Source organism: Mucilaginibacter sp. P2_A5 (assembly GCF_056404995.1).
Map to the genome: position 1 here is coordinate 81,404 of NZ_JBFUCY010000011.1, position 19,016 is coordinate 100,419.

Consider the following 19,016-nt stretch of genomic DNA (forward strand, 5'->3'; position numbering starts at 1 on the left):
TATCGAAAACAAAAAAGCCTCCCAAAAGGGAGGCTCGTATAATTTAGCTTTCAGCTTTAACCTTTCGGCTTTCAGCCTTATTAAGATGCCATTTGTTTGCGAATGATGTTTAGCGCACCACCTGCTTTAAACCACTCAATTTGCTGAGCATTGTAAGTATGGTTAACCGGGAATGATTCAACCGAGCCGTCTTTGTGATTTAACACAACGGTTAACTGTTTGCCAGGAGCAAATTCTGTTAAGCCGGTGATGTCGATGGTGTCGTCCTCCTGGATCTTGTCGTAATCGTTGTTATCAGCAAAAGTGATACCCAGCATACCTTGTTTTTTAAGGTTGGTTTCATGGATACGGGCAAATGATTTTACCAATATGGCACGTACGCCAAGGTGACGCGGCTCCATTGCAGCGTGCTCACGTGATGAACCTTCGCCATAGTTTTCGTCGCCTACCACTATCGATCCAATACCGTTTGCTTTGTAATCACGTTGAGTAGCCGGTACTGGTCCGTACTCGCCGGTAAGTTCGTTTTTAACGCTATCGGCAGTGTTGTTAAAGTAATTGATGGCGCCAATCAACATATTGTTTGATATGTTATCCAGGTGACCACGGAACTTTAGCCATGGGCCAGCCATCGAGATATGGTCGGTAGTACACTTGCCTTTAGCTTTAATCAGCAATTTAAGGCCTTTAATGTCTACACCTTCCCATGCGGCAAACGGCTCTAATAACTGTAAACGTGCCGATTTTGGATCAACCAATACCTGTACCTGGCTGCCATCTTCGGCAGGGGCCTGGTAACCGGCATCTTCAACAGCGTAGCCCTTAACCGGCATTTCTATACCCAATGGTTCGTCAAGTTTAACTTGTTCTCCATTAATATTGGTTAAAGTATCAGTAAGCGGGTTAAAAGTTAAATCACCTGCAATAGCCAAAGCTGTTACAATTTCTGGTGATGCTACAAACGCGTGGGTGTTAGGGTTACCATCCTGGCGTTTAGCAAAGTTGCGGTTAAACGATGTGATGATAGAGTTTTTGCGTGTAGGGTCGTCGGTATGACGAGCCCATTGACCAATACATGGTCCGCAAGCATTTGCCAATACCACACCGCCCATTTGTGCAAAGGTATCCAAGTAGCCGTCACGGTCAACTGTGTAGCGTACCAGTTCAGATCCCGGGGTGATGGTAAATTCAGCCTTGGTTGTAAGGTGTTTATCAATAGCCTGTTTTGCAATAGATGCAGAACGGGTGATATCTTCGTAAGATGAGTTGGTACATGAGCCAATTAAACCAACTTCTAATTTTGCAGGCCAGTTGTTTTCTTTAACCGCTGTAGCAAATTTAGAGATTGGCCATGCCAGATCGGGCGTAAACGGACCGTTAATGTGCGGCTCCAGTTCGCTCAGGTTGATTTCGATAACCTGGTCAAAATATTGCTCAGGATTGGCATAAACTTCCACGTCGCCGGTTAAGTGTTCTGCAACAGCGTTAGCCAATTCGGCAATGTCTCCACGTTTTGTGCCTGTTAAATAGGTAGCGATTTTTTCATCATAACCAAATACCGAAGTGGTAGCACCAATTTCGGCACCCATGTTACAGATGGTACCTTTACCTGTGGCCGAAAGAGAGCGTGCTCCTTCGCCAAAATATTCAACAATAGCACCGGTACCACCTTTTACAGTAAGGATACCTGCTACCTTTAATATAACGTCTTTAGCTGATGACCAGCCAGATAATTTACCGGTTAATTTAACACCGATCAATTTAGGGAATTTAAGCTCCCATGGTAAGCCGGCCATAACATCGCAGGCATCGGCGCCACCAACACCAATGGCAATCATACCTAAGCCACCCGCGTTTGGCGTGTGCGAATCGGTACCTATCATCATACCACCAGGGAACGCATAGTTTTCCAATACAACCTGGTGAATGATACCGGCTCCTGCTTTCCAGAAACCGATGCCATATTTATCAGATACTGAAGCCAGGAAATCATAAACCTCGCGGTTGATGTCAACGGCGGTATTTAAATCGGCAACGGCGCCAACTTTTGCTTGTATCAGGTGATCGCAATGTACGGTAGATGGAACAGCAACCTGCGGACGGCCAGCCTGCATAAACTGCAATAAAGCCATTTGCGCTGTTGCATCCTGCATAGCCACGCGATCTGGTGCAAAATCAACATAATCCACACCGCGGCCAAACGCTGTTTTAGCATCGCCTTCTGAAAGGTGGGCGTATAAAATTTTCTCGGTTAAAGTAAGATGTTTACCAGTCGCTTTGCGGGCAGCATCCACACGGGTGCTGTAGCGGTCGTAAACCTTTTTGATCATATCTAAATCAAAAGCCATTTGTATTTGATTTTTAGGTGAAAAGTAAAAGAAGTTGACACTAAAATTGATTGTCAGAAACTTAGTGCGGCGAATTTACAAAATATAACATCTAATTAATAATCAAGGTTTCGTCAATTCTTATTTGGATAGGTTCTAAATAAGTTGTTGGTTGATTGGGTTGGTTGATTGGGTTGGTTGATTGGGTTGGATTGAGTTGAGTTGAATGGGTTGGAACGGATTGGGTAGGTTGTATGGAATTAATTGTAACCTATTCAACTCAAGCCAACTTAATCAACAACTCACTCAACTTAATTCATCATTCTTTTTCTTTTTGATAAAAGAGATATAGCCGTTTAATAATTTAAGGCATTGACCGTAGTCATTTTGAAATGATTTTAATGTTTTATCGTCAATGTAATTCTCATCTCTTGCAATAATCATGTGAGCAAGTGTCTCCGACAATGAGCCGCGGGCGATGATGCAAAAACGAATATTATCCTGAAAATGGAAACGGCCATGACCTTCGGCGATGTTGTTTCCTATTGATCTTGAACATCGAATTATTTGATCCGTTAACCTGATTTTTCCTCATTTGGAAAGCTTTTGACAAGGTCAGAAATCGACATCCGTATTTTTCGGGCCTACTTCTAAGTTTCCAGTTCGGTGAATGATGCCATTTAATATTTTATTTTTTGTGAAGTACTTCCTCATAAATAATTTTCAACCCAATCAACCCAATCAACCCAATCAACCCAATCAACCCAATCAACTCAATCAACCCAATCAACTCAATCAACCCAATCAACCCAATCAACTCAATCCAACTTAATCAACTCAAAACAGTACCCCTCTTTACTCCAAATCTCCATCGCCCTTGGTAAAACAAACTTCAACCTGTCAAAGGCTTTCAAACTATCATGAAATACCACTATTGATCCTGCTTCGGTATGCTTCAGTACATTTTTCAGGCAATCCTCCGGCTTTAGGTCAATATCAAAATCGCCACTGAGCACATCCCACATGATGATTTTGATGTCGGGTTTAACAGATTTTAAATCCATTACCTGTTGTTTTTTGATACGGCCGTAAGGTGGCCGAAATAAATTAGTATGCAGTATTTTATCTGCCAATAGGAAATTATCAAGGTAGGTTTTGTTATCAGTCTTCCAGCCTTTAAGGTGGTTGTAGGTATGGTTGCCAACAGCATGCCCATCGTTAACTACCTGCCTGAAAATATCGGGATGTTTGCTTACATTGTCGCCAATACAAAAAAACGTTGCTTTGGCATTGTACTGTTTTAAAATATTTAAAACAAATGGTGTAACAATAGGTATGGGTCCATCGTCAAAAGTGAGATAAATACAACAACGGTTAGTTTGGTTTACATTCCAAATAAGCTCAGGATAAAGCTTTTTTAGCAGCCAGGGAGTTTTAACCAGGTACATATTCAAACAGAAATTAATGTTAAATTTTCCGGTAGATAGAAAACAACACCGCAAGGTAGTAATCAGTTGCTTACCATTGTATAGAAAAACCTTATGAAACTAAAATTTATACCATCTTTTAAAGCTACTGTTATTTGCGCCATCATGTTTTCGTCATTAAGCTTCAGGGCTAATGCGCAGGAGGTAATATCGTTACAAAAAGCTGTGGATATGGCTTTGGAGCGCAACCTGAATATTAAACAGTCGCAGTTTACCGAGGCTTTGGATAATGAAACTTTAAAACAGTCAAAATATAACCAGCTCCCAAACCTTACCGCAGGCCCGCAGGCATCATTCAACTTCGGCCGTAACATCGATCCATCTACCAACCAGTTCATCAACCAGCGCATTTTTGCGTTGAATGGTACCATACAAACACAGGTAACCCTGTTTCAGGGTGGGCAGTTGCGCAATACAATCATTCAGAACCGTTTACTGCTGGATGCTGATAAAACTGCAACAGCAAAAGTAAGGAACGACCTCATTTTAAACGTAGTTACTACTTATTTACAGGTATTAACCAACCAGGATTTGGTAAAAGCCGCTCAGCAGCAAATAGATGTATCTAAAATTACTTTAGACAGGGCTCAAAAAAACTTTGATGTTGGCAACCAAACGCTGGCAGATCTGTCGCAGGCAAAGGCAACTGTGTCTACAGCCGATCTGAATTATACCAATGCTCAAAATGCCTATGAAATTTCGTTGCTTACCTTAAAGCAATACATGGAAATGGCCCCGCAAACAAATATAGTAGTTGAGAAACCTGATATCAGCAAACTGACAGACATTCAAACCTTATACAATGCCGAAGAGGTTTTAAAAACCGCCGAATTGGTTAACCCGGATTTATTGCTGGCAGAACAACGGGAGAAGGCTACCCAACAAGGTATTAAAATAGCGCAGGGTAATTATTACCCAAGTGTAGTATTGTTTGGGCAGTTGGGATCAAATTATTCAGACGCGCGTACTTTATTGGGGGGGATAACACCTACCGGCAGAGTTGATACTGTTGGTTTTGTTAATGGCAACCGCAGCCTGCCGGCTACTGTGCCACAATATGCTGCAGTATATAATAAGTATCCGTTTTTTAAACAGCTGAGCGATAACTTTAACCAATCGGTAGGGGTTAGTTTGCAGATACCTATTTTTAACCGTTTTAGTTCACGTACATCGGTGCGCAAAGCAAAAATACAGTACGAAAATGCAAGGGTAACAACACAGCTTGCCCGCAACAACCTGAACAAAATTATTTACCAGGCGGTATTGGATGTAAAAGCTGCCGAAAAATCATACCTGTCATATACGCAAACTTACCAGGCCAATAAAGAGGCTTTTAACATTATACAACAGCGCTATAATGTTGGTTTGGTAAACTCGCTAGATTATAATACCTCCTTAACCAACCTTAATAAATCGCAGTTTGACATGATCAACGCGCAATACATGGTTGTGTTTAGGGCAAAAGTGATTGATTATTACCTGGGCAAACCGATAACATTATAAATAAAAAAACTAAAACCGTAAATATCCAAACTCATAATCATGGGAAAAACTACTAAATATATTCTGATAGGACTTGGCTCGCTGATTGTTCTGCTGATCATTGCCAAAGTAACAGGCCTTATTGGTAAGCCGCCTTTAACGCAGGTTGCCACCGAGAAAGCCGAGACCCGCGTTATTAATGAAACCGTGTCTGCCAGCGGCAAAATAAAACCGCATATCGAAGTTAAGATAAGCCCTGAAGTGTCTGGTGAGGTTGTTGAGTTGCCAATTAAGGAAGGCGACGTGGTTAAAAAAGGCCAGTTGCTTTGTAAAATCCGTCCTGATATATTAAAATCTGGTTATGACCGTGCCATTGCATCATACAATACCCAAAAAGCAAGTGTAGGTAACTCCGGTCAATTGTTAAAACAGGCCCAGGCTACATTTGATAACCAGGCAGGTATATTTAAACGCAGCCAGGAGCTTTATAAAAATAAGGTACTTACTGTGTCGGAATATGAAAACGCCAAGGCCGCTTACGAGGGCGCTAAGGCATCGTTGGAAGCTGCCAAGCAAAATGTTATTGGCTCGCAATACGGTTTAGCGCAATCATCAGCATCTGTTAAAGAAGCGCAAGATAACCTGGCCAAAACAACCATTTACTCACCGGTTGATGGTGTAGTATCAAAACTATCTATCGAATTGGGCGAACGTGTGTTAGGTACCCAGCAATTTGCAGGTACTGAGATCATGACCATATCTGACCTTAGCAAAATGGATGTTAACGTTGATGTGAACGAAAACGATATTAATCGCATTTCGTTGGGCGATTCATCCAACATCGAGATTGACGCGTTTTTGGGTAAGAAATTTACCGGTGTAGTTTCTGAAATAGGGAGCTCGGCCAATGTGGTAGGTACAACAGCCGACCAGGTAACTAACTTTACTGTTAAAGTGCGTATCAATGCCGCCTCATACACAGCCTTATTAAAAAAATCTGCCGATAACCCATCACCTTTCCGCCCGGGATTAACAGCTACAGTTGATATCAATACCAACCAGGTAAAATCGTTATCGGTACCAATTCAATCGGTAACCACCCGCGAAGAGAAAAAGGAACAGAATGGCCCGCCTAAAAAGGACGACGACAAGAGTAAACCATCAATTACACAGCCATCAAAAGAATATGTATTTGTGTTAACTGCGGGCAACAAGCTTAAACAAGTACAGGTTACTACAGGCATCCAGAATGATACTTATATCCAGGTGTTGACCGGACTTAAGGGAGGCGAGGAAGTGGTATCTGCCCCTTATGCGGCCATCACTAAAACACTTGCCGATGGTATGGTAGTGGAAAAAGTTGATAAAGCAAAGCTGTTTAATGCAGATAACAGTAAGAGCAACTAATCAGAAGATATTTTAATATTAACAAAGCCGCAGTCCTATTGGGTTGCGGCTTTGTTAATATATGTCTGAATCAGAATTTACAGGATTTTAGAATTTTCAGAATCATTGCTGTAGTGTTGCGCAACTGGTGAAACAGCGAAAAATAACATCTTCTTGATAGTCAATGTATTATGAATTTTCATAAAATAAAACCGCAACAAAACCGCAACAGCGGAGGTCATAGCGGGTTATCAGATTCATTGTTCTTTCATCGGCTGCGGGTTTTACAACCACCTGGATTTTACTTCTTGTAATAATATTTTTCTTATATCAATCCTTGTAAACTCATCACAGCCTGATCCAAAAAATTAGGGATTAGTGTTTGTTGGGTATGGCTGATTTTGTCAGGGTCGGCAAGGTGGCTTAGCATTTCCTTGTATTTTACGTCGCCATGCTCGTTAATTACCTCATCTTTTTTGTCTTCCTTTAAAAGCAGGTTTTTCATGCCATTGGCATCCGCTTCGGGGTGAAACTGGGTAGCAAAGGAATACTCGTCAAAGCGAATGGCCATCATTGCGCGCGGTAAGTCAATATGCGGGCGCTCTTTTTCGATAGCCACCAGCTGCATATTCAATTCTTTAAACCGGTTTTCGTTCGGATTGATCACCTGCCAGCTTCTTGAATCAACCGCGTAAAATGGTTCGGCAAGGCCTTCAAATAGTGGCTCGGTTAAACCGGCCCCGGTTTTATTTACCGGCAACACGCCAAATGATGGTGAGCGGCGGGTATTAATATCACCTAAGCCGTATTTGCAACACATCAGCTGGAAAGAATGACAAACATACAAGGCATGCTTTTTATCGGTAGTGCCGGATAGGTTGTGGTCTTCGAGCTTGTCTGTGAGCCTGAAATATTTCTTTTCCCATTCCGTACCCTCATGTAAAGGGCTGCCGGGGCCTCCGCTTGATATGTAAATATCAAAATCAAGCCCAGGCACCTCGCATCCCCTGCGAACATCAAATATTTTGTAAGTGATATTTAAATCGTGTTGTACTTTATATCTGTTTAAAATATCCTGGAAACCGCGCATCCCCTCATTCGCTATCCCATCATACAAATCAAGTATGGCTACTTTTATTTCCGGTTTCGTTGTCATTCTGTCGTTACAGTCCCTTTAGTGTTTGCGATGTGATGTAATCAACCACATCTGCAAAGTTATTATTTTGCTGGTAAACTGCCAGCTGCCTGTCGGCCCCCGTGCCGGTTTCCAGTATTTTGTGTACATACTGCAGGTCATCGCGCGAGCCAAGGTCGTCAACCACATCGTCCACAAAATCTAAAAGCTCCAAAACTAACGACCGGGTGTTTACCTCCATCTCTTTACCAAAATCAATCATTTTACCATCAATGCCGTAACGGGCGGCCCGCCATTTATTTTCATTAATAAGCGCCCGCGAGTAGGTTATAAACTTCATGTTTTGCTGACGGAGCTTATATAGCTTAGCACACAGGGCTTGGAAAAGTGCTGCAAAGGCGATAGTTTCATCAACCAGCATGGGGCAATCGCAAATGCGAAATTCGATAGTCTCGAAAAACGGGTGAACCCGGATATCCCACCAGATTTTTTTAGCGTTATCGATGCAGTTGGTTTTTACCAGCAGCTTAATATAATTATCGTACTCCTCGATGCTACTGAAATAATCGGGAATACCGGTGCGCGGAAATTTATCAAATACCTTGGTGCGGAAGGATTTGAACCCAGTGTTCCTTCCCTCCCAAAACGGAGAGTTTGTTGATAAGGCATACACGTGCGGTAAAAAATATCGCACCTGGTTGGCAATATGGATAGCCATATCCCGCGATTGGATGCCCACATGCACGTGTAAGCCAAAAATGAGGTTGGAGCGGGCAGCCTCCTGCATCTCATCTACAATCTCGAAATAACGTGGATGATCTGTGATGAGCTGATGTTGCCAGTGCGAAAACGGGTGCGTTCCCGCTGCACCAATGCGCAAGCCAATATCGCCGGCAAGCATGGCCACGGTTGTGCGCAGTTTGCTTACCTCTTTACGGGCTTCAGTGGTATTATGGCAAATATGCGTGCCTACCTCCACAACCGCCTGGTGCATTTCGGCCTTCACCTGGTCTTCGTGGATTTTTTGCGCGCTATCTACAATTTTTTGCTCGTGCGATTTTAGCTCCCTGCTTACAGGGTCAATCACCATAAATTCTTCTTCAACACCTAAGGTAAACTTGTTCATAATTGGTTAGGTTAAATACGTAAAAGTTCCCTCTCGAGAGGGGGCGGGTTTGGCTGTGCGAGGGCAGGGGTGTGTTATACAACATTCAGAACACACCCCTCCGCCCCTCTCAAGAGGGGAATCGCGCCAGTCCGGGCTTTTTTAACTAAAGCGATGACCTTAAACCCCTCGCTATCCTATATTACTTCTTTGCTACTTTCTTCGCTTTCACCACCTTCTCCTTCTTCACTTTCCCTTCTACCTCAATAGCATGTTCAACTACACCCACGGATACATCCACTTTAGCCGGTTTTGCTTTCGCGCTTACCAGCGGAGTTTTCGCAGCGGATGTTTTTACAAACTCGCCCCAGGTAAGGTTGTCTAAACCGTCCTTTTGTTTTTTGGCGCGTTCAATGGCGTAATCGGCAGCAGTTTCAACCACCCATTCAAAATTGTCCTGGCCTACGCTGGTAACTTCGGCATCGGGGGCAGGGTTACAAAAATCAATAGCATAGGGGATGCCATCGCGAATGGCAAACTCCACGGTATTAAAATCGTAGCCTAAAAACTGGTTCAGTTTTATCACATAATCTTTAACAGTTTCTAATAATTTTTTTGATGCAGGCGCTTTGCCATGCTCGTAACGCAAATGATGCGGGTTGCGCGGCTCGTATTGCATAATGCGTACGTGCTTGCCGCCAATGCAGTAGCATCGAAAATAATCGTCAAAAACCACCTCTTCCTGCAGCATCATTACATACTGTTTGGTTTTGTTGTACTTGTCAAAAAAATCTTCTTTATCCTCCAGTTTATAAACCTCTTTCCAGCCGCCACCATCAAATGGTTTCATGTAGGCAGGGAAACCAACATAGTTAAAAATGCCGTCCCAATCCAACGGGTAAGCCAGGTTACGGAAAGATTTGTCTGTAGTATCATCGGGTAGATCTTTTGAAGGTAATATCACTGTTTTGGGTACGGGTATGCCAATTTTTACAGCCAGCGCATTGTTAAAAAACTTCTCGTCGGCGCTCCACCAAAAGGGGTTATTGATAACAGCCGTACCGCAAATAGCAGCATTTTTTAATGCAGCGCGATAAAAAGGAACATCCTGCGAGATTCTATCCACAATCACCGCGTAATCCAATGGTTCGGCCTGTATTACTTTATCAATGCGGACAAACTCCGCCGATATGTTTTTCTCTGCTTTCTGGTTTATCCTATCCACAAAAGCCTGTGGGAACGAATTTTCCTGTCCGAATAAGATGCCTATTTTTTTCATAGTGTTGTTCAGTTTGCAGTTGCCGGTTTGCAGTTTGCATTTTGGGCTCCTGGCTGTTTTTATGTAGATTTTAAGTTTTAGATAGTATTGTTTTTCTGTCTTGATTCTTAATTCTATTTTATCGTTGACAAATAATGCGGAAACATTTCTTTCCAAATCGGCCAGTCGTGACTGGCATTCGGGCGGATATCCAGCCAATGGTTAATACCTTTTTTATTTAAAATGTTTGATAGCTGGATATTATAATCCTTGCAAATGTCATGTTCAGATGTGCCCAGGATGATGTTGATGTTCCACAGGTCGCCGGTGTTGCTGCCGGGCAAATAATCTACGGGGTTGTTGTAAAAAATATCGTCGTTATAAAAGCCGTCGGTAAACATTTTGATATCAAAGGCGCCGCCCATTGTAAAAAGGTGCGCCACTTTTTCGGGATGCTTAAATGCAAAGTTTGCAGCATGGTAACCGCCAAAACTGCATCCGGCAACTGCTACTTTACCAATGCCGGTTTCGTGCATAGCCCAGGGCGCCAGCTCATGTAAAAGCATTTTATCGTACCAGCTGTAATTGCGGGCGCGGTCGGCCGGGTGGATGCCTTTATCGTACCAGGTGCGGTCATCCAACGTATCGGGGCAGTAAATCTTCACCAGGCCCTGGTCTACAAACCATTTTACGCTATCAATCAGGCCAAAATCCTTATTCTGGTGATAGCGGCCCTTGGTAGTAGGGAATAGTATAACAGGAAATCCACGATCGCCAAATACCAGCATTTCTACGTGCAGGTTTAAGTTTGGCGAGTACCAGCGATGATATTTTTCTATCAAAATGGGCAGTTTAAGTTTTAATTGATGTAAGTTAAGTGGTTTAACTGAAAAAGGCAACTAACTGATAAATTAATACATTACCTTAATAAACTGAAAACATAGCGTACTTTTGTGCCCTTTAAAATTAACATAAGATGAATTGGGGCTGGGCTGAAACAGAAATGACGATAATAGAAAAAACGATAACGATAAATTCAACCCTGCTAAAAAGGGAAGTAACATTAACCCTTTTAATACCCGATGAACAGGAAATTGCAGAGCCGTTAAACCTTTTATTGCTGAACGACGGACAGGAGCTGGAAAACCTTGCACTTAGCCAAACACTGGAACAACTATATAACACCAACCGCATAAAACCATTGTTGGTGGCGGCCATACACGCCGGTGAAGATAGGCTGCAGGAATACGGGGTAGCCGGCAGGGCCGATTTTAAAAAGCGGGGTGCAATGGCTGATAATTATACTCAATTTATTATAAATGAATTGCTGCCGCAGATAAAGCTGCAAACAGGTATTCACGAATTTGAAAGTACGGCCTTTGCCGGTTTTTCTTTAGGCGGGTTATCGGCATTTGACATTTGCTGGAATAACGCGGATGTGTTTGATAAGGTGGGGGTATTTTCAGGTTCGTTCTGGTGGAGAAGTAAGGACTTGGCTAAAGGGTACACAGATAACGACCGGATTGCGCATGCTTTAATCAGAGAAACCGAAGATAAACCCTGTTTAAAGTTCTGGCTGCAAACAGGCACCAAAGATGAAACCAGCGACCGGAACAAAAACGGGATTATAGACGCTATTGACGACACCATCGACCTGATTAAGGAACTGGAAGCAAAAGGCTATTCGCGCCCTGCGGATATTCAGTATGTTGAAGTTGTTGGCGGCAGCCATAATACCGAAACCTGGGGCAGAGTAATGGGTAAGTTTTTGTGCTGGGCTTTTGGGAGGTAGGATTTTTAATAATTTAACTGCTTAGTATAATGGATGCAAAGTAATCAGCTGTTAGGTTTATGGTCGTGTTGTTTTTTATAATTGTTGATAGGCTGTACAGTTTGTTGCCAATCAAAATCATAAATATGGTGTATTTATTGCTTAATTTATCTGTTCCTGATGTGGTATAACTGGTGAAGCCTTTCCATGTGCCTATCTTAAAGTCTTCCAGATTTACGCTCGGCAAACTTTTACTCATTCCTTCCTTAAGTTGTGCGGCAAATTGAGGCGTGGCTTTAAACGGAGCCAAGGCTGTTGAGTCAATATGTGCCACTTCTTCAAAATCAACAATCGTGAATACAAATACATTGCTGCTATCTTTAAGTGTAGCGCCGTAAGTGCCTTTAATTAATTCCTTGGGTTCTGTTGGGAATTTTACAGAAATTCGATTATCACCTCTGTGGGTCACCCATGTTTGAGCTTTTGATATATTTCCAATAAGCACTATTGAAAATAGCAGGAGTAGGATTTTTTTCATTGTGTTCCAAATGTCAGCAAAAAACAATTAAATATCCAATAACTTGACAACGTTTTAAAATCTCATATATTAAACGTACCTTTGCGCCAAATTTATAGGGGCATATTTCATGCAAAAAATAAGAAACATTGCGATCATCGCACACGTTGACCACGGTAAAACTACATTGGTTGACAAAATTTTACACAGTTGCGCCATCTTTCGTGATGGCCAGGAAACTGGTGAATTAATATTGGACAACAATGACCTGGAACGTGAGCGAGGTATCACCATCGTATCAAAAAACGTTTCGGTAAGGTATAAAGACGTTAAGATCAACATTATTGATACTCCTGGTCACGCCGATTTTGGTGGCGAGGTTGAGCGTGTATTGAAAATGGCCGATGGTGTATTGCTACTTTGCGATGCTTTTGAAGGCGCTATGCCTCAAACCCGCTTTGTAACCCAAAAGGCTTTGGCTTTAGGCTTAAAACCAATTGTGGTTGTAAACAAGGTAGATAAAGAAAACTGCCGCCCTGAAGAAGTTTACGAACAGATATTTGAATTATTCTTCAACCTTGAAGCAACTGAAGATCAGCTGGATTTCCCGGTTATCTACGGTTCGTCAAAACAAGGTTGGATGAGCACCGACTGGAAAACTCCTACTGAGGATATTTTCCCGTTAATGGATGCCATATTAGCTAATATTCCTCCTGCACCTATTGCTGAAGGTACTTTACAAATGCAGATTACCTCTTTGGATTATTCTTCATTCGTAGGCCGTATCGCTATCGGTCGTGTGGCACGTGGTACTATCAAAGAAAACCAGCCGGTATCTTTGGTAAAACGCGATGGCACTATCCAAAAATCAAGAATTAAAGAACTTTATACCTTTGAAGGTTTAGGTAAAGTACGCGCTACAGAAGTTAGCTCGGGCGATATCTGCGCTGTTGTTGGTATTGAAGGTTTTGATATTGGCGATACTATTGCCGATTTTGAAAAACCAGAGCAACTGGCGGTTATAAAAATTGATGAGCCAACCATGAACATGCTGTTCACCATCAATACCTCTCCTTTCTTCGGTAAAGAAGGTAAATTTGTTACTTCACGCCACTTACGCGACCGTTTGTACAAAGAGATGGAAAAAAACCTGGCGCTTAAGGTTGTTGAAACCGAATCGCCTGACTCATACCTGGTGTATGGCCGTGGTATCCTTCACTTATCAGTACTGATCGAGACCATGCGTCGTGAAGGTTACGAATTGCAGGTAGGTCAGCCGCAGGTTATCGTTAAAGAAATTGACGGTGTTAAATGCGAGCCGGTTGAAACCCTTATTGTTGATGTACCGGGCGATGTTGCAGGTAAAGTAATTGAGCTGGTAACACAACGTAAAGGCGATTTGTTGGTAATGGAGCCTAAAGGCGATTTACAACACCTGGAATTTGATATCCCTGCACGTGGTATCATAGGCTTGCGTAACAACGTATTAACCGCTACCGGCGGCGAGGCTATCATGGCACACCGCTTTAAAGCATACGAGCCATGGAAAGGTACTATCCCAGGCCGTTTAAATGGTGTATTGGTATCTATGGATACAGGTAAAACCACCGCTTTCGCCATTGATAAATTACAGGATCGTGGCAGGTTCCACGTTGATCCGGGAGTTGATATTTACGAAGGACAGGTATTAGGCGAGCACATCCGCGATAACGACTTGGTTATTAACCTAACCAAAGGCAAGCAGCTAACCAACATGCGTGCATCTGGTAGCGATACCAACGTTAGGATTGCACCGGCTATCAAATTCTCGTTAGAGGAATCAATGGAGTACATCCAGGCTGATGAGTACATCGAGGTTACGCCGCAAAGCATCCGTTTACGCAAAATTTACCTGAACGAAAACGAGCGTAAAATAAACGCTAAGAAATTTACAAGCCAATAATCATTATTTTATTATAATAAGGCAGAGGCAAGCTTAGGTTTGCCTCTTTTTTTTTAACAATAATTAATGCGATATCTAAACTGTTTCTTTTGTATATTTTTGTAAATATGGTTACACACTTAATGGTGCCTGTTGTTTTTAATTTGATAAGCTGATGCAGAAAAATAAAATTGAAGGCGTGGTAGTTTTATACCACCCTGATATTTCGCTTGTTGGTAATATCAAATCATATATTGATGGTTTGGAGCATTTATACGTTATTGATAATTCTGCCGAAACCGACTTAAATGTTATTAACGGGCTAAACTCCGTTCCTAAATGCATATATATAAAAAACCAAACTAACCAGGGTATTGCCTATGCCTTAAACCAGGGTGCAAAGCTGGCCATTGCCAATGGCGCCAATTGGTTGCTCACGATGGACCAAGACAGCAGGTTTGAGCCGGGTGATATTTTAAAGTTAATTGAATTTGCGATACAACAGGATGAGGAGCTTACCGGTATCGTATCGCCATTTCATCAAACCAATGTTTCTGTTAAACCGGCAACGCATGATGAGGCGGTGTTAACAACCATGACATCGGGAAACCTTATCAGCCTGTTTGCTTACCGGTATATTAACGGTTTTGACGAACGGTATTTTATTGACGCGGTTGACTGGGATTATTGCCTGCGGTTAAACGTGCACAACTTTAAAGTATTAAGGCTTAATACGGTACACCTGGCGCACAACCTGGGCAATGCAACCAAACACCAATCGCCTGCGGGATATCAAATAACCGCGCTTAATTACAATGAAGTAAGGCGGTATTATATCACCAGAAATAAATTGATACTTATATTCAAGTACTGGCGGCATTACCCCGGCTTTTGTTACAACATATTTTTAAGCATGTTCCGAGATTTGAGGCATGTTTTATTATATGAAAAGCATAAAATGATAAAACTCCGGTTTATGCTAAAAGGGTGGCTGCACTTCATCACTAAAAAAACCGGTAAGCTGCAATAGCAAATATTTTATGCCCCAATCATGTAATTGCTTAAGTTATTTATTATAAAAATCGCCATTTTTTAATGGCAGCCTAAAGAAAGCTAAAAACCTGTTTAGTGCATATGTAACTTTATAATTTAACTTTTTCTTAAAAAATAGCTCAAGCCCCTTCATTTCTTCTTCGGCATAAGGTATTGTGATAGTACCGGTTTTGGCAGTATACGGTTTTGGCGTAGGCCTTTTTTCGATAACCAAAATACTATCGTAATAATGTAAGGAGTTTACCGATTCTGTAAAAGAATTAACCTTCAATGATTTTTCGGCATGGTAGGCGTTTAAATAATCAATAAATTTTTTGGAATATTCTACAAATGTTCCTCTCCTTTTAAATCCTCCTCCAAAACGTACCCAGTATGAAGTATGCATATCCTCACATAAATAAACACCATCGGGCTTTACGTGCGAAAACAACTCTTCAAAAGAAACAATTTGTTGTAACATGGTGTGTCCCCCATCGTCAATCAAAATATCAATAGGAGGAATTTCTTCTTTTACTTTCTTTAAAAAATTACGGTCAGATTGTGATCCTATCAGTATAGTGATGTTTTCTTCTTCAACCTGTTTACAATTAGGATTGATATCGATACCATAGATTTTGGCACGATCGCCAAAATAGTTCTTCCACATTTGCAGGCTACCCCCGTTAAATGTTCCTATTTCTAACAAAACAATATCTTTATTCCTGTATTTGCTAAAATGTCTTTCGTATACTTCAAAATAATGGGGCCATTTTAAAATAACTCTTTCTGTGTTTTGATTAAAATAAGTTTCTAAATCATTCATCCCTTTTATTGTAAGTATTTGAAACCAAAAGTAATTAAATAATGTATTCTTGCCGGTAAAAAAAAGACTTATTCTGAAACCGGTTATAAAAACTGCAAATGTTTGATAAATTAAAACATGTTAGTTATTGTTGATAAAATGATAATTTTGACGACTGATGTCAGGCTTAGAAAATAGTGTATGTATCTTAACTGTTACTTATGGCGATAGGTGGCGGTTTCTGGAAAAAGTACTAAAACGTGTACTCGCCTTTAATCAAATAACGCAGGTAATTGTTATTGACAACGCTTCATTATATAGTGTGGCAGATAAGGTAAGAAAGCTTGAGGACGGTAGAATAGATGTTATAAGTAATACCGAGAACAAGGGGTCTGCGGGGGGGTATAAAATGGCGATTGAATATGCCGTGGAAAACACCAAAGCCGATTTTTTTTTTCTGCTTGATGACGATAACCTGCCCTGTGCCGATGTGCTCACCGTACTGCTGGCAGAATGGCAAAGCATTGAAGGGGCCGACAACAGGAAAGCTTTATTTTGCCTTCGCGAAGACAGGATGCAACACGTAAAAATAGCTCAGGGAGAAAACTCCCATCGTTACCTGGCTTTTAACGATTTTATGGGATTTAATGTTTTTAGGATATTAGCCAATCAATACCAAAAGCTGAGCTATAAATTTCAGACAGATAAGCCTTATAAAAGCCGGGTTCAGATGCCATACGTTCCATATGGAGGGTTATTACTTCACAGATCGATAATTAACGATATCGGATTTCCTGATGAAAGGCTGTTTTTATATGTCGACGATTCTGAATACACTTATCGTATTACCAAAAACAAAGGCACTATCTGGCTTATACCCGTATGCAAAGTGGTTGATATTGACAAATCACAAGGGTTGGATTACAAGCGAAAGCCCTTCCATTCTCATTTACTTGATCAATGGAATTTCAGAACATATTACCATGTCAGAAACCGGATGTTTTTTTACTCCAATAACTTTATCAGCAATATGCTGGTTTTCAAACTGAACAAAGGGTTGTATTTAAGCTATCTGAAACTGATAAGTTTGATGAGTTCGAAAAAGGAGGCATATTCAAAACTATTGGTAGCGGTAAGGGATGGGCTTGAGGGGAAATTAGGCAAAGCCGATAACGAAAAGTTTTAGCAGGCCGGCTTTCAAACAACAGGACTCTTTTTAGTAAATATAAATATTTGTTAAACAATTCAGCTTTATAAATACTGTGCATGGGCATTGTTAAAAAAAACGCTTATAAAAATACGCTCATAACTTATACCGGTATGGTTATAGGTTATATAAATTTGGTTTTATTGTACCCTATTTATTTAAGCACTAAAGAATATGGCTTATTTAACTTAATTGGCGGTTTAGCAATTTTATATTCAATTATTGCATCGTTAGGTATCCCCAATATTATTGCCAGGTATTTTGCCTATCACCGTACAGAAGACCGCGAGCACAAAGGCTTTATGCACTGGGCGGCAATGGTTTCATTAATTGGGTTTATAGCGGCAACCTTGCTTTTTATTGTATTTAAGCCAATTATTGTTGCCAGTTATATCCAAAAGTCGCCATTGTTTTTAAAATATTATTATTACCTGATACCGCTTACTTTTTTTACTATTTGCTTTAATTTTCTTGAAATGACAGGAAGGGTTATTTATCAAACTGTTTTTTCGGGCCTTTTAAAAGATGTTCTTTTGCGATTGTTTACTACTGCGGGTATTTTAATGCTTGCCTTAAAATGGATCGATTTTCAGGGGTTTATAATATTATATGTTTTTATTAACTTTTTAGTATCTGTTATGCTGTTAATCAGCATAGCTGTGTCCAAAAAAATCTCAATCAGGCTAAAAAGACAAAGTATCTCGAAAATCAACAGTAAAGAACTTATGACTTATGGTTTGTACACATTAATATCGACTACGGTATATGTACTGCTGCAAAAAGTAGATATAATTATGCTAAGTTCAATGTCCGGGCTGTCTGAACAGGGGGTTTATAGTTTTTTCTTTAATATAGCCATCGTTATAGGTGTTCCGGCGCAAGCGCTAAGCCGTACAACCTATCAAATAGTAACCGACTCCTGGAAATCAAAAGATATGGCCACTATTGCCGATCTTTATTATAAAACTTCTGTTATACAATTGGTTGCTGGCTTACTGTTGTTTATTGGTATTATTATTAATAGAGATAATTTGGCTGACATTCTTCGCAAAAAAGAATATAGCGATCACTTTAATGTATTTATCATCATAGGTTTAGGCTTTTTAGTAGATATTACCGGGGGCTTAAATACCGCTATTATTGCGGCATCTCATAAATACCGCCTGGCAATGGGTTTCGTTGTTATTTCAAGTTTAGTATGCATATTTTTAAACTATCTGCTTATACCCAAATACGGAGGGGCCGGCGCCGCTTTGGCATACCTGATAACCATGACTGCTCTTAATTTGGGCAACTGGTTTTATATTAAGGTAAGGTTTAAAATGCAGCCATTCCATTATAAACACCTGTTGGCCGTAGTTATTGCACTTGTGAGCTTTTTGGTGGGCAAATACTTTTGGCGTATGCCCAATTTATACCTGGATATAGTGTTACGCAGCGGAGTAACAACCTTGGTTTATATATTGATGACATATTACTTTCATGTTTCGGATGATGTAAATGAGAAAATAGATTCGATACTTAAAAAAATAAAACCCAGTAGATAATGGCTAAATAAGTTGTGACGTAACAATTTATTTATTATA

Annotated in this window: 16 protein-coding genes; 7 read left to right on the plus strand and 9 right to left on the minus strand. The window is 40.8% G+C overall.

Annotated elements, in window-relative coordinates:
- Positions 1–80: 80 nt before the first annotated feature.
- The 3 genes from AC1DXF_RS11340 to AC1DXF_RS11350 all read right to left on the minus strand — a co-directional run bounded on the left by AC1DXF_RS11340 (position 81) and on the right by AC1DXF_RS11350 (position 3,775).
- Positions 81–2,348 (minus strand): aconitate hydratase, encoded by a 2,268-nt coding sequence (locus AC1DXF_RS11340; protein ID WP_477448603.1) that lies wholly within the window; start codon positions 2,346–2,348, stop codon positions 81–83.
- A 285-nt stretch (positions 2,349–2,633) separates the two neighbouring features.
- Positions 2,634–2,912, minus strand: a complete 279-nt coding sequence (locus AC1DXF_RS11345; protein ID WP_477448804.1) for a four helix bundle protein — start codon at positions 2,910–2,912, stop codon at positions 2,634–2,636.
- A gap of 233 nt (positions 2,913–3,145) precedes the next feature.
- Complete coding sequence (locus AC1DXF_RS11350) at positions 3,146–3,775, minus strand: polysaccharide deacetylase family protein (protein ID WP_477448605.1); 630 nt, start codon at positions 3,773–3,775, stop codon at positions 3,146–3,148.
- Positions 3,776–3,868: 93 nt separating this feature from the next.
- On the opposite strand from AC1DXF_RS11350, the gene AC1DXF_RS11355 reads away from it, so the two are divergent.
- Positions 3,869–5,317 (plus strand): TolC family protein, encoded by a 1,449-nt coding sequence (locus AC1DXF_RS11355; RefSeq protein ID WP_477448607.1) that lies wholly within the window; start codon positions 3,869–3,871, stop codon positions 5,315–5,317.
- Positions 5,318–5,356: 39 nt separating this feature from the next.
- Positions 5,357–6,703, plus strand: coding sequence for an efflux RND transporter periplasmic adaptor subunit (locus tag AC1DXF_RS11360; protein WP_477448609.1), 1,347 nt, complete (start codon positions 5,357–5,359; stop codon positions 6,701–6,703).
- A 304-nt stretch (positions 6,704–7,007) separates the two neighbouring features.
- Here the strand turns inward: AC1DXF_RS11360 and AC1DXF_RS11365 are convergent, their stop codons facing one another.
- The 4 genes from AC1DXF_RS11365 to AC1DXF_RS11380 form a co-directional block, all read right to left on the minus strand.
- Positions 7,008–7,838, minus strand: a complete 831-nt coding sequence (locus AC1DXF_RS11365) for a type 1 glutamine amidotransferase (RefSeq protein WP_477448611.1) — start codon at positions 7,836–7,838, stop codon at positions 7,008–7,010.
- Positions 7,839–7,845: 7 nt separating this feature from the next.
- On the minus strand, positions 7,846–8,943 hold the full coding sequence (locus AC1DXF_RS11370) for a carboxylate-amine ligase (RefSeq protein ID WP_477448613.1): 1,098 nt from the start codon (positions 8,941–8,943) through the stop codon (positions 7,846–7,848).
- 181 nt (positions 8,944–9,124) lie between these two features.
- A complete protein-coding gene (locus AC1DXF_RS11375; RefSeq protein ID WP_477448615.1) occupies positions 9,125–10,201 on the minus strand; it encodes an ATP-grasp domain-containing protein in 1,077 nt (358 codons plus the stop codon).
- Positions 10,202–10,314: 113 nt separating this feature from the next.
- The gene (locus AC1DXF_RS11380) at positions 10,315–11,022 is read right to left on the minus strand and encodes an alpha/beta fold hydrolase (protein ID WP_477448617.1); all 708 of its coding nucleotides are present in this window, start codon (positions 11,020–11,022) and stop codon (positions 10,315–10,317) included.
- A gap of 161 nt (positions 11,023–11,183) precedes the next feature.
- On the opposite strand from AC1DXF_RS11380, the gene AC1DXF_RS11385 reads away from it, so the two are divergent.
- A complete protein-coding gene (locus AC1DXF_RS11385) occupies positions 11,184–11,972 on the plus strand; it encodes an alpha/beta hydrolase (RefSeq protein ID WP_477448619.1) in 789 nt (262 codons plus the stop codon).
- 13 nt (positions 11,973–11,985) lie between these two features.
- Here the strand turns inward: AC1DXF_RS11385 and AC1DXF_RS11390 are convergent, their stop codons facing one another.
- The gene (locus tag AC1DXF_RS11390) at positions 11,986–12,489 is read right to left on the minus strand and encodes a hypothetical protein (RefSeq protein WP_477448621.1); all 504 of its coding nucleotides are present in this window, start codon (positions 12,487–12,489) and stop codon (positions 11,986–11,988) included.
- Between the two features lie 109 nt (positions 12,490–12,598).
- On the opposite strand from AC1DXF_RS11390, the gene typA reads away from it, so the two are divergent.
- A complete protein-coding gene (typA, locus tag AC1DXF_RS11395) occupies positions 12,599–14,410 on the plus strand; it encodes a translational GTPase TypA (protein WP_477448622.1) in 1,812 nt (603 codons plus the stop codon).
- 154 nt (positions 14,411–14,564) lie between these two features.
- Positions 14,565–15,419 (plus strand): glycosyltransferase, encoded by an 855-nt coding sequence (locus AC1DXF_RS11400; protein WP_477448624.1) that lies wholly within the window; start codon positions 14,565–14,567, stop codon positions 15,417–15,419.
- Between the two features lie 36 nt (positions 15,420–15,455).
- Here the strand turns inward: AC1DXF_RS11400 and AC1DXF_RS11405 are convergent, their stop codons facing one another.
- Positions 15,456–16,244, minus strand: a complete 789-nt coding sequence (locus AC1DXF_RS11405; RefSeq protein ID WP_477448626.1) for a class I SAM-dependent methyltransferase — start codon at positions 16,242–16,244, stop codon at positions 15,456–15,458.
- 157 nt (positions 16,245–16,401) lie between these two features.
- Here AC1DXF_RS11405 and AC1DXF_RS11410 point away from each other — a divergent pair, with 157 nt between their 5' ends.
- Together AC1DXF_RS11410 and AC1DXF_RS11415 are read left to right on the plus strand one after the other, a co-directional pair.
- Positions 16,402–17,409, plus strand: coding sequence for a glycosyltransferase (locus AC1DXF_RS11410; protein ID WP_477448627.1), 1,008 nt, complete (start codon positions 16,402–16,404; stop codon positions 17,407–17,409).
- Between the two features lie 80 nt (positions 17,410–17,489).
- On the plus strand, positions 17,490–18,977 hold the full coding sequence (locus tag AC1DXF_RS11415) for an oligosaccharide flippase family protein (protein WP_477448629.1): 1,488 nt from the start codon (positions 17,490–17,492) through the stop codon (positions 18,975–18,977).
- Positions 18,978–19,016: the final 39 nt, after the last annotated feature.

Coding starts and splice junctions, on each gene's coding strand:
- AC1DXF_RS11340 (WP_477448603.1), bottom strand. CDS start 2,348: ATGGCTTTTGATTTAGATATGATCAAAAAGGTTTACGACCGCTACAGC.
- AC1DXF_RS11350 (WP_477448605.1), bottom strand. CDS start 3,775: ATGTACCTGGTTAAAACTCCCTGGCTGCTAAAAAAGCTTTATCCTGAG.
- AC1DXF_RS11355 (WP_477448607.1), top strand. CDS start 3,869: ATGAAACTAAAATTTATACCATCTTTTAAAGCTACTGTTATTTGCGCC.
- AC1DXF_RS11360 (WP_477448609.1), top strand. CDS start 5,357: ATGGGAAAAACTACTAAATATATTCTGATAGGACTTGGCTCGCTGATT.
- AC1DXF_RS11365 (WP_477448611.1), bottom strand. CDS start 7,838: ATGACAACGAAACCGGAAATAAAAGTAGCCATACTTGATTTGTATGAT.
- AC1DXF_RS11370 (WP_477448613.1), bottom strand. CDS start 8,943: ATGAACAAGTTTACCTTAGGTGTTGAAGAAGAATTTATGGTGATTGAC.
- AC1DXF_RS11375 (WP_477448615.1), bottom strand. CDS start 10,201: ATGAAAAAAATAGGCATCTTATTCGGACAGGAAAATTCGTTCCCACAG.
- AC1DXF_RS11385 (WP_477448619.1), top strand. CDS start 11,184: ATGACGATAATAGAAAAAACGATAACGATAAATTCAACCCTGCTAAAA.
- AC1DXF_RS11390 (WP_477448621.1), bottom strand. CDS start 12,489: ATGAAAAAAATCCTACTCCTGCTATTTTCAATAGTGCTTATTGGAAAT.
- typA (WP_477448622.1), top strand. CDS start 12,599: ATGCAAAAAATAAGAAACATTGCGATCATCGCACACGTTGACCACGGT.
- AC1DXF_RS11400 (WP_477448624.1), top strand. CDS start 14,565: ATGCAGAAAAATAAAATTGAAGGCGTGGTAGTTTTATACCACCCTGAT.
- AC1DXF_RS11405 (WP_477448626.1), bottom strand. CDS start 16,244: ATGAATGATTTAGAAACTTATTTTAATCAAAACACAGAAAGAGTTATT.
- AC1DXF_RS11410 (WP_477448627.1), top strand. CDS start 16,402: ATGTCAGGCTTAGAAAATAGTGTATGTATCTTAACTGTTACTTATGGC.
- AC1DXF_RS11415 (WP_477448629.1), top strand. CDS start 17,490: ATGGGCATTGTTAAAAAAAACGCTTATAAAAATACGCTCATAACTTAT.